Origin of the sequence: Pigmentiphaga daeguensis, from assembly GCF_039523035.1 — a bacterium.
GTDB lineage: Bacteria > Pseudomonadota > Gammaproteobacteria > Burkholderiales > Burkholderiaceae_B > Pigmentiphaga > Pigmentiphaga daeguensis.
In genome coordinates this window covers 334435-348559 of sequence record NZ_BAAAEN010000002.1, presented here as the reverse complement: position 1 = coordinate 348559, position 14125 = coordinate 334435, and the positions used below count along the sequence as shown (strand labels likewise).

Below are 14125 nucleotides of genomic sequence, written 5' to 3'. Positions count from 1 at the left end.
GCGGACGCCTGACGCAACATCACGAGGCAATCCAAGCCGCCCCTCGACGATGGAGACACGCATGACATCCCGCCCTTCCTCTGGCCTGCTACGCCGGATAGCCGGATTCCTCGGCCCCGTCTTTCTCCTTCTGCCCCCCGGGAAAGACGCTGACGTTCAAGCGCTCGATGGAAGTATCGTCGGTGAAGTGATCCGACCGGAAACAGAAACGGCCTTGCTTGCAGGCAAGGCCGTTCCTGTTTTCCGAAGGACGCCGCTCAAGGCCTGGGAAGGGGCCGCCGGCTCTTCCTCCACTTCATGCCCCACAGCACATAGCCGGACAGGCCGTAGATCACGAACAGCGCGAACAGCACGATGGGCGGATCGCTGGAGATGAAGACGAAGGCCAGCACCACCAGCAGGATGGTCCAGAACGGCACGCTGCGCCCCAGCGCGAACGACTTGCCGCTGAAGAAGGGCGCGTTCGACACCATGCTGACGCCCGCATAGACGGTCAGGCCGAAGGCCACCCAGGGCATCCACAGTTCGCGGATGGGCAGCTTGTTGTCGACCGCGAGCCAGACGAATCCCGCCACCAGCGCCGCCGCCGCCGGGCTGGGAAGCCCCTGGAAGAAGCGCTTGTCGACCACGCCGACATTGATGTTGAAACGGGCCAGCCGCAATGCCGCGCCGGCCACGTAGATGAAGGCCGCCAGCCAGCCCCACCGCCCCAGGCCGGTCAGGATCCATTCATACATGACCAGGGCCGGCGCGACGCCGAACGAGGTCATGTCGGACAGCGAATCGTACTGTTCGCCGAATGCCGATTGGGTATTGGTCAGGCGCGCGACGCGGCCGTCCATGCCGTCGAGCACCATCGCGACGAAGATGGCGATGGCCGCCGCCTCGAAGCGGTCGTTCATGGCCTGCACGATGGCATAGAAGCCGGCGAACAGCGCCGCCGTCGTGAATGCGTTGGGCAGCAGGTAGATGCCGCGATGGCGATGCTCCAGATCTTTCACGACTGGACTCCGCCGGAAGAGGGATGGTCGAGGTGCACCCACGTTGCAATGCCCCCCATGGAATAAGGAGAAAGAGTGGTTTTGAGCATGGGATGAAGGTTAACCGATGCCGTGCCGGCAGGCCAATTGCGCGGGACTGGCTGGGGAGCCGCCCACCAAGACCAATTTTCATGAAATGAACCAAATTGGTCCACTCCCTGCCGCAATGCCGGGACATGTTGAAACGTCATTAAATCCTGGATATCCCTGACTCTTCGGGTTACGTTCCGCCCCCGCTTCTATTGACTTGCAAAATGCCACGCTGCAAGATTGGTACAAATATCAAAACCATAAATGTACCAATTGGAGACAACATGGCCCACGTCGAATGGCAAGGCGGTACCGAACACTGGACGACCAAGGACGACATCCGCCTCTTCCTCTGGCAGAAGCCGGCCGCCGCGAACGTGCCGTTCGCCGGCACCATCCTTTTCGTACACGGTTCGTCCATGGCGTCGCAGCCCACCTTCGACCTGTCCGTCCCCGGCCGGCCGGACTCCTCCGTCATGGACTGGTTCGCGCGCCGGGGCTTCGATACCTGGTGCATGGACAACGAAGGCTACGGCCGTTCCGACAAGCATCGTCCCATCAACTTCGACATCGCCAACGGCGCCGACGACCTCGACGCGGGATCGCAATACATCCTGGCTCGCAACGGCGGCAAGCCGTTGTTCGTCTATGGCATATCGTCGGGCGCGCTGAAAGCGGCGCTTTTCGCCCAGCGACATCCCGAGCGCGTCGCCCGCCTCGCGCTCGATGCCTTCGTCTGGACCGGCGAAGGCAGCCCGACCCTGAAGGAACGGGCCAAGAAGCTGCCCGAGTTCCTGGCCAAGACGCGCCGCCCCATCGACCGTGCCTTCGTCCACAGCATCTTCAACCGCGACCACCCCGGCACCGCCGACGACGCCACCGTCGAGGCCTTCGCCGATGCCATCCTGACCCTGGACGACTCCATGCCCACGGGCACCTATGTGGACATGTGCTCGAAGCTGCCGCTGATCGACCCGCGTCGCCTGCATGTACCGACCCTGGTCATGCGCGGCGAGTACGACGGCATCGCCAGCTTCGACGACCTGATGCGTTTCTTCGAGCAGCTCCCCAACATGGACAAGCAGTTCACCGTCATGTCGGGCATCTCGCACGCCAGCTTCCAGCAGAAGAACTACCTGCGCGTCTATCACATCCTGCACGCTTTTCTCACGCTCCCCGAAGCCCGATACGGAGGTTGACTCCATGAAGCGCATCCACGGCATGGCATGGGCAGCGCCGCTGCTCGCACTTTCGCTGCATGCAGGGGCCGCCGAGACCTATCCGGAACGCCCGGTCAAGGTCATCGTTCCCTTCGAGCCCGGCGGTTTCACCGACGTCGTGGCGCGCGTCGTCGCCCAGCAGCTCGGCAGCGCGCTGGGCCAGTCCTTCATCGTCGAGAACAAGCCCGGCGCGGGATCGACCATAGGCACGGACTTCGTGGCCAAGGCGGCTCCCGACGGCTACACCCTCGAGATCGTCTCGACCAACCACGTCACCAGCCATCGGCTGTACAAGAACCTGGACTACGACCCGATCAAGAGCTTCACGCCTATCTCCAAGCTGGCGGACAGCCCGTACGTGCTTTTCGTCAACACCAAGCTGCCCGTCCAGTCGGTACAGGAACTCATTGCACTGTCCAAGTCCAACGGTGCGCACCTGCGCTACGCCTCGTCCGGCAACGGCAGCACGCAGCACCTGATGGGAGCGCTGTTCCTGGCCAAGTCCGGCGCCAAGCTGGAACACGTTCCCTACCGTGGCAGCGGCGGCGCCATGAAGGACCTGGCCGCGGGTTTCGTGGAAACCAGCTTTGCCGCCGTGTCCAACGGCCTGCCCCACGTCAAGAGCGGCAAGATCAGGGCATTGGGCGTCACCAGCACGCGCCGCAACGCCCAGTTGCCGGACGTACCCAGCCTGGCTGAAGCGGGCGTCCCGGACTACGACGCAGTGGTATGGCTGGCGCTGCTGGGACCGGCGGGAATGCCCAAGGACATCGTCTCGCGCCTGAACGAGGCGGTGCGAACCGGGCTGTCCAGGCCCGAGGCGCGGGAAGCCCTGGCCGGGGCGGGCGTGGACGTGGCGGTTTCCACGCCGGAAGAACTGGCGCAATACATGGCGCAGGAGAACGCCATGTGGGGCGACGTCATCCGCGGACTGGAAATCCGGATCGATTGACCGCGCGGCTTCCAGTTGGGAGAACGCCACCGCGTGGCCGCGCGTCCACCGCTCGAACAAGCGAGCATGTCACAGGACGGCCTACTCTATCGCCAGCGGGCTGGCCCCATCGCCTGGGTGGGCAGTGGACGCTGCTCCGCGGCGGATGGAGGCACGCCCCCGCCGCTGGCAGCCGGCTTCAGGCGGCGTCGATGCGCACCTTGCCCGAGCGGACCAGCTCGGACACCGCCTTGACCTCCGCCAACAGGCTTTTCTCGAGGTCCGCGGGGGCGCCGCCGACGGGAATGAAGCCTTGCTCCACCAGCTTGCCGCGCACGTCGCCGTCGGCCAGCGCCTGGTTGATCGCGCGGTTGAGCCCGCCTATCGCCGCCGCCGGCGTGCCTGCCGCGACATAGGTGCCGAAGGCGATCTCGGCCACGAAGTCCGCGATGCCCGCCTCCGCCACGGTGGGCACGTCGGGCAGGCGATCCAGCCGATCGGCACTGGTCACCGCCAGCGCGCGCAGGCGCCCGGACTTCACGTGCTGCTCGGCCGCCGCCACCGTCGCGAACACCAGCTGGATCTGGCCGCCCAGCAGGTCGGTCATCATCGGGCCCGTGCCGCGATACGGCACGTGCAGGATGTCGATGCCGACCTGGGAACGAAAACGCTCGGTCGCCAGGTGCTGCGGCGTGGCATTGCCCGGCGACCCGAAGGTCAGCGTGCCGGGCTTGCTCCTGGCCAGTTGCACGAACTCGCCCAGCGTCTTCGCCGGCACGCCGGGATTGACCGCGACCAGATAGGGCGACCGGGCGATCATGCACACCGGCGCCAGTTCGGCGCCGATCTGCGAGATCGGGCGGCTGTAGTAGCGCACGGAAGGCACCAGTCCCGAGAACAGCAGGGTGTTGCCGTCGCGGTCGGACTTCGCCACGTATTCGGCGCCGACGATGCCGCTGGCCCCGGGCTTGTTCTCGACCACGACCGGGCGGCCCAGCAGCTTTTCCAGCCGGTAGCCGATGGCCCGCCCCAGCACGTCCGTGCCGCCTCCGGGCGGGAATGGCACGACCACGTGCAGCGGTACGCTGCTTCCCGCACCTTGCGCGTATCCCTTCCCCAGGTATGCCGAGGACGCGAGCGCGGCCATCGCGCCCAGCATGTGTCTGCGTTGCATGTCTTGTCTCCTTGCTTGGTATGGTGCCGCCCGTTCAGGCGGCCCGCCGCGTGCCACCCGACCCCAGGAATTCCCTGAGGGCCGCCGCGGCAGCCGTCACGCCCTCTACGGGCAACATGTGCTTCTGTCCCGGCACGATCCGCAGCGCGGCGTGAGGGATGGACCGCGCCAGCTCCTCCGCCATGCGGGGCGTGGACCCGGTGTCCTGGTCGCCCGTCATCACCAGCGTCGGACAGAGGATCTGCGGCGCCGCCTCGGGCAGGACGCCGTCGGCGCCCGCGAAGATGCGATAGGCTGCCAGGAAATCCTCGCGCCGGTTTGCCAGCAGCCGCTGCCGGATCGCTTCGACGCGGCCCGGCGCGGCCTCGACGAACGCCGGCGAGAACCAGCGCGCCACGGATGCCTGCGCGCTCGCCGCCCCGTCCCCGCCCTCGGCCTGCTCCAGCCGCGCCCGTACCGCCAGGCGCTCGGCCTCGGTACGGCGAAAGACGGTACTCATCAGCACCAGTTTCCCCACTTCGCCGGGATGGCGCGCGGCGAACCGCCCGGCAACCAGCCCGCCCATCGAATACCCCACCACGGCGGGCTGGCGCAACCCTTGCTCGCGCAGCACGTCGCCCAGTTGCGCCACGTACCGGTCCAGCCCGGCTTCGCCCGCCGGCAGCGGTGTGCCGCCATGCCCCAGCATGTCATAGCGGATCAGCTCGAACTCGTTCCCCAGCTCGCGCGCCAGTTCGTCCCACATGCCCAGATCCAGGCCGACGCCGTGGACCAGGACGACGGGCGCCCCCGAGCCGCTGCGGACTACTCGGGTCGGCCAGGTCACGAGGCCTCCTTCCCGGCCGGGGCCAGCCCCATCTCGCGCATGTCCTGGTAGCGGTCGCCGATGCGATGGTGCGGCCGCCCTCCCACGCTGGCGCCCAGCGCGACGACGACCTCGTCCGCCGCGGGCGCATCGGCAATGGTGGCCTGCACCGTCAGGTAGTGGGACCGCATCCCCTCGTCGTTCTTGTGCATCATCGGCACGACGATGGGACACCCCATCGGTCCGCGCGAGTTGGTGAAACTCAGATAGCTCGTGCCTCCCACCGCGTTCCGGTACTTGTTCCCGAATCGCAGCGTATGGATGAGCGCCGAGGCATGCTCGACCTCGCCGTCGGCACCGACCACGGCGGCCTTGCCGTAGCCCTCGACCCGCTCGCCGGAGCCCGTGTACTTCAGGATCTCCCCCACCAGCAGATCGCCCAGCGGCGGCGCGATGCGCAGGATCTCGGGCTGCAGGTCCTCGGTGTATGGCCGCCCCGCCCACGGATTCTTCAGGACCGCGGCGCTCAGCACCATCAGCAGGGGCCGTTCGGCCTTCCTGCCGCCCTCCACCCGCGTTTCCTCGACATACGAAACGACTTTGCGCACTTCCAGCGTCATGCGACCTCCTTCTTGTCCTGCGGATATGGTCGCCATGGCCCTGATTTTTGCCAAGCCAAATTTGTGGAAATAAAATTCGGAAAACCTGAATTTACGGACTGCTATGGACCCCTTCAAGATCCAGCACCTGAGGCAATTCGTGGCCGCCGTCGACAGCGGCAGCTTTCTCGCGGCGGCGCAGGCTACCTTCCGCTCCCAGGCCGCCGTCTCCGCCGCCATGGACGATCTGGAACGGCAGGTAGGCGCCCCGCTGTTCGAACCCGGCAAGCGGGCCCGGCCCACGCCGCTCGGCTGGAGCGTCCTGCCCCTGTTCCGCGAACTGCTGGCGATACACGACCGTGTCCGGCTGGAAGCCAACGAACTGGCGCAAGCACGCCACGGCTCGGTCTCGCTGGCGGTCATGCCCTCGCTGGCGGACGAATGGCTGCCCGACATCCTGGCCCGCTACACCCGCCAGTTCCCCCAGGTCCGCCTGCGCGCCATCGACATGCCTTCACAGGCCGTGCGCCAACTCGTGCTGAGCGGCGAAGTCGACATCGGCATCGCCGGCCTCCTGGCCGACGAACCCCGGCTGGACTTCCTGCCCATCGCGCGCGACGAATTCGGCATCATCTGCCCGCCCTCGCATCGCCTGGCCGGACGGCGCAAGCCGGTGGACTGGAGCGAACTGCAGGGCGAACGCCTGATCGCCAACGCCACCTTCGAAGCCTTGCGCCACCCCGACATCCCGCCATGGGTGGCCACGCCCGGCATGACCGTCACCAACCGGACCTCGCTCATCGCCAGCGTGCGCTCGGGCCTGGGCATCACCATCCTTCCCACCCTGGCCCGCCCGGCACGCCGCCACAAACTGGCCTTCGTCCGCCTGCACCGCCCCGTCATCGCCCGCACCGTCGGCCTCGTCACCCGCCCCGGCCAAAGCCTCTCCCCCGCCGCCCGCCACATGCACGACCTGCTGGTCGACCTGATGCGCGAACTCGCCGCCGACAAAGGCGGCGAACTCCTCTCCTGACCGGCAAAAGAAAAACCCCCACGCAAGCGTGAGGGTTCAAGACCCAGGATGCGGTGGATCCGGCTCCGCCGGTCCACCCGCATCGCCCCCTGGGGGGCGCGCGTAAGCGCGTAGGGGGGGTCTAGTTCTTGCTCTGGTCGACCAGCTTGTTCTTGCGGATCCAGGGCATCATTTCGCGCAGCTTGCCACCGACCTGCTCGATGTCGTGCTCGGCCGTCAGGCGGCGGCGCGACTTCAGCGTCGGGGCGCCGGCCATGTTCTCCAGCAGGAAGCTCTTGGCGTATTCGCCGGTCTGGATGTCCTTCAGGACGGCGCGCATGGCGTTCTTGGTGTCCTCGGTCACGATGCGCGGGCCGGTGACGTACTCGCCGTATTCCGCGTTGTTCGAGATCGAGTAGTTCATGTTCGCGATGCCGCCTTCGTAGATCAGGTCGACGATCAGCTTGAGCTCGTGCAGGCACTCGAAGTAGGCCATCTCGGGCGCGTAGCCGGCTTCCACCAGCGTCTCGAAGCCGGCCTTGATCAGTTCGACGGTACCGCCGCACAGCACGGCCTGCTCGCCGAACAGGTCGGTTTCGGTTTCTTCGCGGAAGTTGGTCTCGATGATGCCGGCACGGCCGCCGCCGTTGGCCATGGCGTACGACAGGGCGATGTCGCGGGCGGCACCGGACTTGTCCTGGTACACGGCCACCAGGTGGGGCACGCCGCCGCCCTGGGTGTAGGTGGAGCGCACAGTGTGGCCGGGGGCCTTGGGAGCGACCATGATGACGTCCACGTCCTCACGGGGCACGACGGCGCCGTAGTGGACGTTGAAGCCGTGGGCGAAGGCCAGCACGGCGCCCTTCTTCATGTTGGGGCCGACGTTCTCGGCGTAGACCTTGGCGATATTCTCGTCGGGCAGCAGGATCATGACGACGTCGGCTTCCTTCACCGCCTCGTTCACTTCCTTGACCGTCAGGCCGGCGTTGGCGGCCTTGTCCCACGAAGCCCCGCCCTTGCGCAGGCCGACCACGACCTTGACGCCGGAATCGTTCAGGTTCTGGGCATGGGCATGGCCTTGCGAGCCGTAGCCGATGATGGCGACGGTCTTGCCCTTGATCAGCGACAGATCACAATCTTTATCGTAGAAAACTTTCATGGATGCTCTCCAAAATTCAATCCAGAATCAATTCAAACTCAATCAAACACGTACCACCCCCACCTCGGCCCCGCGGGTGAACCCGAGAGGCCAAGGGCACCGCGGATCCGGCTTTGCCGGTCCGCCAGTGCCGCCCCCTGGGGGGCGCGCGTCAGCGCGTAGGGGGGGACTACCAATCAGGGGGTTAGATCTTCAATACCCGTTCGCCACGGCCGACGCCGCAACTGCCGGTGCGCACCGTTTCAAGGATGCTGGCGCGATCGAGCGCTTCGATGAACGCGTCGAGCTTGCCCTTGTCGCCGGTCAGCTCGACGGTGTAGCTCTTGTCGGTCACGTCGACGATATGGCCGCGGAAGATATCGACCATCCGCTTCATTTCCTCGCGCTCCTTGCCTACCGCGCGAACCTTGATCAGCATCAGTTCGCGTTCGATGTGGGGCGCCTCGGTCAGGTCCACCACCTTGACCACCTCGACCAGGCGGTTCAGGTGCTTGGTGATCTGCTCGATGACGTCGTCGGAGCCCGAGGTGACGATGGTCATGCGCGAAAGGGTGGCATCCTCGGTCGGGGCGACGGTCAGGGTCTCGATGTTGTAGCCGCGGGCCGAGAAAAGCCCGACCACCCGGGAAAGTGCACCGGCTTCGTTCTCCAGGAGCACGGATATGGCATGTCTCATGTGCGCTCCTTACAGGTCTTCGGAACCGAGCAGCATCTCGGTCAGGCCCTTGCCGGCCTTCACCATGGGCCACACGTTTTCCGTGCGGTCCGTGATGATGTCCAGGAACACCAGGCGTTTCTTGTGCGTGGTGAAGGCTTCGCGCAGCGCGCCCTCGACGTCGCGGGGGCTTTCGATGCGCATGCCGACGTGGCCGTACGCCTCGACCAGCTTGACGAAGTCAGGCAGCGAATCCATGTACGACTCGGCATAGCGCGAGCCGTAGTCGATCTGCTGCCACTGGCGCACCATGCCCAGGTACCGGTTGTTCAGGCACAGGATCTTGGGGCTGAGGTGGTACTGCTGGCAGGTCGACAGCTCCTGGATGTTCATCTGGATCGAGCCTTCGCCGGTGATGACGGCGATGTCGGCATCCGGATGCATCATCTGCACGCCCATGGCGTACGGCAGGCCCACACCCATGGTGCCCAGGCCGCCGGAATTGACCCAGCGGCGCGGCTTGTTGAAGCGGTAGTACTGCGCGGCCCACATCTGGTGCTGGCCCACGTCCGAGGTCACGAAGGCCTCGCCGCGGGTGATCTCGCACAGCTTCTCGATCACGAACTGCGGCTTGATGACGTCATTGGAGGACTTGTACTTCAGGCACTCGCGCTCGCGCCAGGCACCGATCTGCTTCCACCATCCGGCGATCTGCTCGGGATTGCGCCGGGTTTCCTTGAGCGAGGCCTCGACCTGCGCCAGGAAGTCCACCAGCACGTCCTTGACGTCGCCCACGATGGGCACGTCGACCTTCACGCGCTTGGAGATCGACGACGGGTCGATGTCGATGTGGACGATCTTGCGGGCGTTCTGCGCGAAATGCTTGGGATTGCCGATGACGCGGTCGTCGAAGCGGGCGCCGATGGCCACCAGCACGTCGCAGTGCTGCATCGCCATGTTGGCTTCGTAGGTGCCGTGCATGCCGGGCATGCCCACGAAGCGCCGGTCGTCCGCCGGGAACGCGCCCAGGCCCATCAGCGTGTTGGTGCAGGGCATGTCCAGCATCTGCACGAGCTTGGTCAGCTCGGGCGCGGCGTCGGACAGGATCACGCCGCCGCCGGTGTAGATCATGGGGCGCTCGGCCTGCAGCAGCAGCTGGACCGCCTTCTTGATCTGGCCCTGGTGCCCCTTCACGACGGGCGAGTAGGAACGCATCTTGATCTCGCCCGTCGGCGGGGTGTACTTCCCGCGGGCGATCGTGATGTCCTTGGGGATGTCGACCAGCACAGGGCCGGGACGGCCGGTGCGGGCGATATAGAAGGCCTTGCGGATGACGTCCGCGAGGTCCTTGACGTCCTTGACCAGGAAGTTGTGCTTGACGCACGGCCGGGTGATGCCGACCGTGTCGGCTTCCTGGAAGGCATCCTGGCCGATGGCCGAGGTGGGCACCTGGCCGGTCAGCACCACCATGGGGATGGAGTCCATGTAGGCGGTGGCGATGCCGGTGACCGCGTTAGTCACGCCGGGACCGCTGGTGACCAGCGCCACGCCGACGCGGTTCGATACGCGCGAATACGCGTCCGCGGCGTGCACGGCTGCCTGCTCGTGACGCACCAGGATGTGCTTGAATCTGTCTTGCTTGAAGATCTCGTCGTAGATGTACAAGACCGAGCCGCCCGGATAGCCGAACACATGTTCGACCCCTTCGTCGGCCAGGGCGCGCACGACGATCTCTGCGCCTGTGAGTTCCATTGGATTTTCGTCCATTCAAGTTCGCGCTGACGCCCCGGGCGGTACTGCCTCAGGCAGGGAAACCAAACCTGCGCGGGCACCGGCAACATGCGGCGACGCTTCACGGTTCACGGAACCGTTCCACTCGCCCACCTTGCCGACCTCGCGCACGTTCACCGGAACGAGCACTGAAGGTTGAAACGGAAGGCCGGGACCGGACTGCCTTCGCCCTGGGGCTAAGGCCGCCACAACGCTTTTGGCGCGGGCCAGGCTTGGTTGACTGCACTGCATGACGCCGAAGGGTGCCTGGCGTCAGATGAAGCTCTCTGCCGTCGACTTTTGTAACGCTTTCGGCGAGCCCGCTAGGCTATCAGGAATGTTGCGATGCGGTCAAGGCTCACCGCAGTGACTGGGATTTTCCCCCGGGTCGCGGCCACGGGCGGACGGAGCCGGCCATGCTCGGTTATCGTAGCGCCCCATGAACGACACCCCTTCCGCCTCTCCCGCCCTCCAGGCCGCGCCGGGCCGCTGGCGCCGGTTCGCCTGCATGATGTATGAAGCCATCCTGCTGTTCGGGGTGGTGTTCGTGGCCGACTATCTGTTCGATACCCTGACCCAGAGCCGGCATGCGCTCATGCTGCGGCACGAGCGGCAGGCGTGGCTGTTCTGCGTCATCGGCGTCTATTTCGTGCTGTGCTGGCGGCTGGGTGGACAGACCCTGCCCATGAAGACCTGGCACATCCGGCTGATCGACGCCGGCGGCGGCCGCCCGCCGGTCTGGAAAGCCGTGCTGCGCTACGTCCTGGCCTGGCCCTTCACGCTGACCGGACTGGGTTTCGTCTGGACCTTCTTCGACCACGACCGCCAGTTCCCCCACGATCGCATCGTCGGCACCCGGCTCGTCTCCACGCGGTGATCCGTCCCCGGCCAGGCGCCGGAAATCCGGCGCCTGGTGTTGCATTTTTCACGAAATCCCCGGCTTGTCGGCCACTGTTCAGCTATCTGTAAGCTCACGGCGCCTATCTTCCCTGGTCAACGAAGAATGCGAATCATTCTTCGTTAGAGTTTCATCTCATCTCACGAGGGCGGGGGCCAGACACCCCGCCCCGCATCTATGACGGGCCTCGCGCCCACCTTCGGGGGATTTCACGGTGATATCTACGAACCAGTTCCGGTTCAATACCCTGGCGGCCGCCATCAGCGCGCTCACGTTCGTGCCCGCCGCCCAGGCCCAGGCGCAGAGCGCCAACTCGGCCGACGCGCCCCGCACCAGCGGCCAGCTCGCGCCCATCACGGTGCGCGGCGAGGCCGAATCGGCGTACAAGGCCGACCAGTCCGCCTCGCAGAAATTCACCGCGCCGCTGCTGGACACGCCCAAGAGCGTCACCGTCATCCCTCAGGAAATCATCGAGAACACCGCGTCCACCACGCTGACCGAAGCGCTGCGCCTGACACCGGGCATCTCGTTCGGGGCCGGTGAAGGCGGCAACCCGCTGGGCGACCGGCCTTTCATCCGCGGCTACGACGCGCAATCGAGCACGTACATCGACGGCATGCGCGATATCGGCGCCGTGACGCGTGAAGTCTTCAACCTCGAACAGATCGAGGTCATCAAGGGACCGGACGGCGCCTACGGCGGCCGCGGCGGCGCGGGCGGCAGCATCAACCTGATCACCAAGACCCCCAAGGCCGAGAAGTTCACCAATGCCACGCTGGGCCTGGGCACGGACAACTACAAGCGCGCCACGGTCGACGGCAACTGGTTGCTGGGCGACAGCATGGCCTTCCGCCTGAATGCCATGGCGCACGACGCCGACGTCGCAGGCCGCAACGGCGTGGACGTATCCCGCTGGGGTATCGCGCCGTCGTTTACCTGGGGCTTGAACACCCCCACCCGCGTCACCCTCAGCTATTCGCACATCCAGACCGACGATACGCCGGACTCCGGCATCCCGTTCATGTACGGCAACCGGGTCCCGGCCGGCGTGACGGCGATCCGCCCCGTCACCGTCAACATGGACAACTTCTACGGCCTGAAAAGCGACTTCTACAAGACCCGCTCGGACGTTGCCACCGCCCGCGTCGAACACGACATCAGCAGCAACCTCACGGTACGCAACACGCTGCGCTACACGTCCGTGGACCAGCGCTACGTGTGGACCAACCCCGATGACAGCCAGGGCAACGTGAACGACGGCCGCGTCTGGCGCAACGCGAAGTCCCGCACCGGCGGCGTGCACACCATCGCCAACCAGACCGAACTGTTCGGCAAGGCCAACCTGGGCGGCTACGAGCACAGCTTCAACACCGGCATCGAGATCTCGCGCGAGAAATCGGACACCGGCTCGTACACCGTCGCGCGCACGCTGCCGAGCCCCAACAATACCGGAGCCGCGACTTGCGCTGCGGGCGTGGGCGCGCCGTCCGGCTACAACTGCACGGACCTCTACAACCCCAACCCCAACGATCCGTGGAACGGCTCGACGGTCGAAGGCCAGCGCAACAATCACTTCAAGGCCACCACCTTCTCGGTCTACGGCTTCGACACCATCAAGCTGAGCGAGAAGTGGCTGACCAACCTCGGCGCGCGCGTGGACAACTACAAGACCGGCCTGGTCAGCCCGACCGCCGACGTGGGCCGCAGCGACACGCTGTTCAACTACCAGCTGGGCCTGATCTACAAGCCGGCCAAGAACGGCAGCGTCTACGTGTCGTACGGCACGTCGTCGACGCCGGCGAACTCCACCCTGGGCCAGGGCTCGGAATCCCAGGGCATCGTCCCGGGACGCAACGGCGTGGGCGTCAACGCCAAGGACATGGCTCCGGAGAAGAACCGTTCGCTGGAAGTCGGCACCAAGTGGAACGTGCTGGACAACCGCCTGGCGCTGTCCGGGGCGATCTTCCGCATCGACACCACCAACGCCCGCGTGACCCAGCCCGACGGCACCTACGCCATGGCCGGCAACCGCCGCATCAACGGCTTCGAAATCGGTGCCTCGGGCAACATCACCAAGGCCTGGCAAGTGTTCGGCGGCTACACGTTCCTGGACAGCGAAGTCCGCGACCTGGGCCGGGACACCGCCGCCGCCAGCGGCCAGGCGTTCCCCAACACGCCCAAGCACACGGCCACGCTGTGGACCACGTATGCCATCAACAGCGACTTCTCGATCGGCGGCGGCGTGTTCATCTCCAGCAAGCAATACGGTTCTAACGCGGCGGTGCGCCGCTACATCCCCGGCTACACCCGCTTCGACGCGATGGCGGCCTACCGGATCAACCGCAACGTCAGCCTGCAGCTGAACCTGATGAACCTGACCGACAAGCGCTACTTCACCACGACCTACTCGACCCACTACGCGTCGGTCGGCGCCGGCCGCGCCGCGATCCTGAACCTCAACTTGAAGTATTGACCCCCCCTACGCGCTTACGCGCGCCCCCCAGGGGGCGGCACTGGCGGACCGGCAGAGCCGGATCCGCTGTGCCGTGGGGGACTAATAGGCTGGCGGGGGGCGGCTATTCTGCGTGTCCTGGTTGGCCTGTGGGAGGTGCCTTGCGTGAGTAAGGCGCCTCTTTTCTTTTCCGCCCTACCCCGCTCCATGTGAGCCACGCTTCGCGACGTTGCAGGCCGTGTCCGGGGGCGCGGGGCCGGATGGGGCGCATTGGAGCCGCCGGCGTTCAGGTGCTTGGTGGGGAAGCAAGGGCGCAGCTGTCTGAGCGCGGCAGTAGGCACAGTCCGGGGGACTGTGCCCGCCCGAGTTCTGCGCCCGCC

At 66.0% G+C, this 14125-nt stretch carries 12 protein-coding genes; 5 read left to right on the top strand and 7 right to left on the bottom strand.

Annotation, left to right across the window (positions count from 1 at the left end; all coding sequences use genetic code 11):
• Nucleotides 1–257: 257 nt before the first annotated feature.
• Nucleotides 258–1043: a CDP-diacylglycerol--serine O-phosphatidyltransferase gene (gene pssA, locus ABD104_RS04410; RefSeq protein ID WP_165963228.1), complete on the bottom strand. Its 786-nt coding sequence runs from the start codon at nucleotides 1041–1043 to the stop codon at nucleotides 258–260.
• Between the two features lie 311 nt (nucleotides 1044–1354).
• On the opposite strand from pssA, the gene ABD104_RS04405 reads away from it, so the two are divergent.
• Both ABD104_RS04405 and ABD104_RS04400 read left to right on the top strand, forming a co-directional pair.
• Nucleotides 1355–2269 (top strand): alpha/beta hydrolase, encoded by a 915-nt coding sequence (locus ABD104_RS04405; RefSeq protein ID WP_087841370.1) that lies wholly within the window; start codon nucleotides 1355–1357, stop codon nucleotides 2267–2269.
• Between the two features lie 4 nt (nucleotides 2270–2273).
• Complete coding sequence (locus tag ABD104_RS04400; protein WP_087841371.1) at nucleotides 2274–3242, top strand: Bug family tripartite tricarboxylate transporter substrate binding protein; 969 nt, start codon at nucleotides 2274–2276, stop codon at nucleotides 3240–3242.
• 178 nt (nucleotides 3243–3420) lie between these two features.
• Here ABD104_RS04400 and ABD104_RS04395 read toward each other — a convergent pair whose 3' ends face one another.
• Genes ABD104_RS04395 through ABD104_RS04385 form a run of 3 tightly spaced genes read right to left on the bottom strand, consistent with a single transcriptional unit; the run spans nucleotide 3421 to nucleotide 5820 of the window.
• Entirely contained in the window at nucleotides 3421–4395 is a 975-nt protein-coding gene (locus tag ABD104_RS04395) for a Bug family tripartite tricarboxylate transporter substrate binding protein (protein WP_279817343.1), read from the bottom strand.
• Nucleotides 4396–4429: 34 nt separating this feature from the next.
• Complete coding sequence (locus tag ABD104_RS04390) at nucleotides 4430–5221, bottom strand: alpha/beta fold hydrolase (RefSeq protein WP_279817344.1); 792 nt, start codon at nucleotides 5219–5221, stop codon at nucleotides 4430–4432.
• The gene (locus tag ABD104_RS04385; RefSeq protein WP_087841374.1) at nucleotides 5218–5820 is read right to left on the bottom strand and encodes an amino acid synthesis family protein; all 603 of its coding nucleotides are present in this window, start codon (nucleotides 5818–5820) and stop codon (nucleotides 5218–5220) included. Before ABD104_RS04385 ends, ABD104_RS04390 begins: the two co-directional genes overlap by 4 nt.
• Before the next feature lie 103 nt (nucleotides 5821–5923).
• Here ABD104_RS04385 and ABD104_RS04380 point away from each other — a divergent pair, with 103 nt between their 5' ends.
• Entirely contained in the window at nucleotides 5924–6832 is a 909-nt protein-coding gene (locus ABD104_RS04380) for a LysR family transcriptional regulator (protein WP_087841375.1), read from the top strand.
• Between the two features lie 121 nt (nucleotides 6833–6953).
• Here ABD104_RS04380 and ilvC read toward each other — a convergent pair whose 3' ends face one another.
• The 3 genes from ilvC to ABD104_RS04365 form a co-directional block, all read right to left on the bottom strand.
• Nucleotides 6954–7970, bottom strand: coding sequence for a ketol-acid reductoisomerase (gene ilvC / locus ABD104_RS04375; RefSeq protein ID WP_087841376.1), 1017 nt, complete (start codon nucleotides 7968–7970; stop codon nucleotides 6954–6956).
• Between the two features lie 184 nt (nucleotides 7971–8154).
• Nucleotides 8155–8646: an acetolactate synthase small subunit gene (gene ilvN / locus ABD104_RS04370; protein WP_087841377.1), complete on the bottom strand. Its 492-nt coding sequence runs from the start codon at nucleotides 8644–8646 to the stop codon at nucleotides 8155–8157.
• A gap of 9 nt (nucleotides 8647–8655) precedes the next feature.
• Nucleotides 8656–10377 (bottom strand): acetolactate synthase 3 catalytic subunit, encoded by a 1722-nt coding sequence (locus ABD104_RS04365; protein WP_279817350.1) that lies wholly within the window; start codon nucleotides 10375–10377, stop codon nucleotides 8656–8658.
• A gap of 457 nt (nucleotides 10378–10834) precedes the next feature.
• Here ABD104_RS04365 and ABD104_RS04360 point away from each other — a divergent pair, with 457 nt between their 5' ends.
• A complete protein-coding gene (locus ABD104_RS04360) occupies nucleotides 10835–11272 on the top strand; it encodes an RDD family protein (protein ID WP_132980067.1) in 438 nt (145 codons plus the stop codon).
• 235 nt (nucleotides 11273–11507) lie between these two features.
• Entirely contained in the window at nucleotides 11508–13766 is a 2259-nt protein-coding gene (locus ABD104_RS04355) for a TonB-dependent receptor (RefSeq protein ID WP_243724580.1), read from the top strand.
• The last annotated feature ends 359 nt before the right edge of the window (nucleotides 13767–14125 follow it).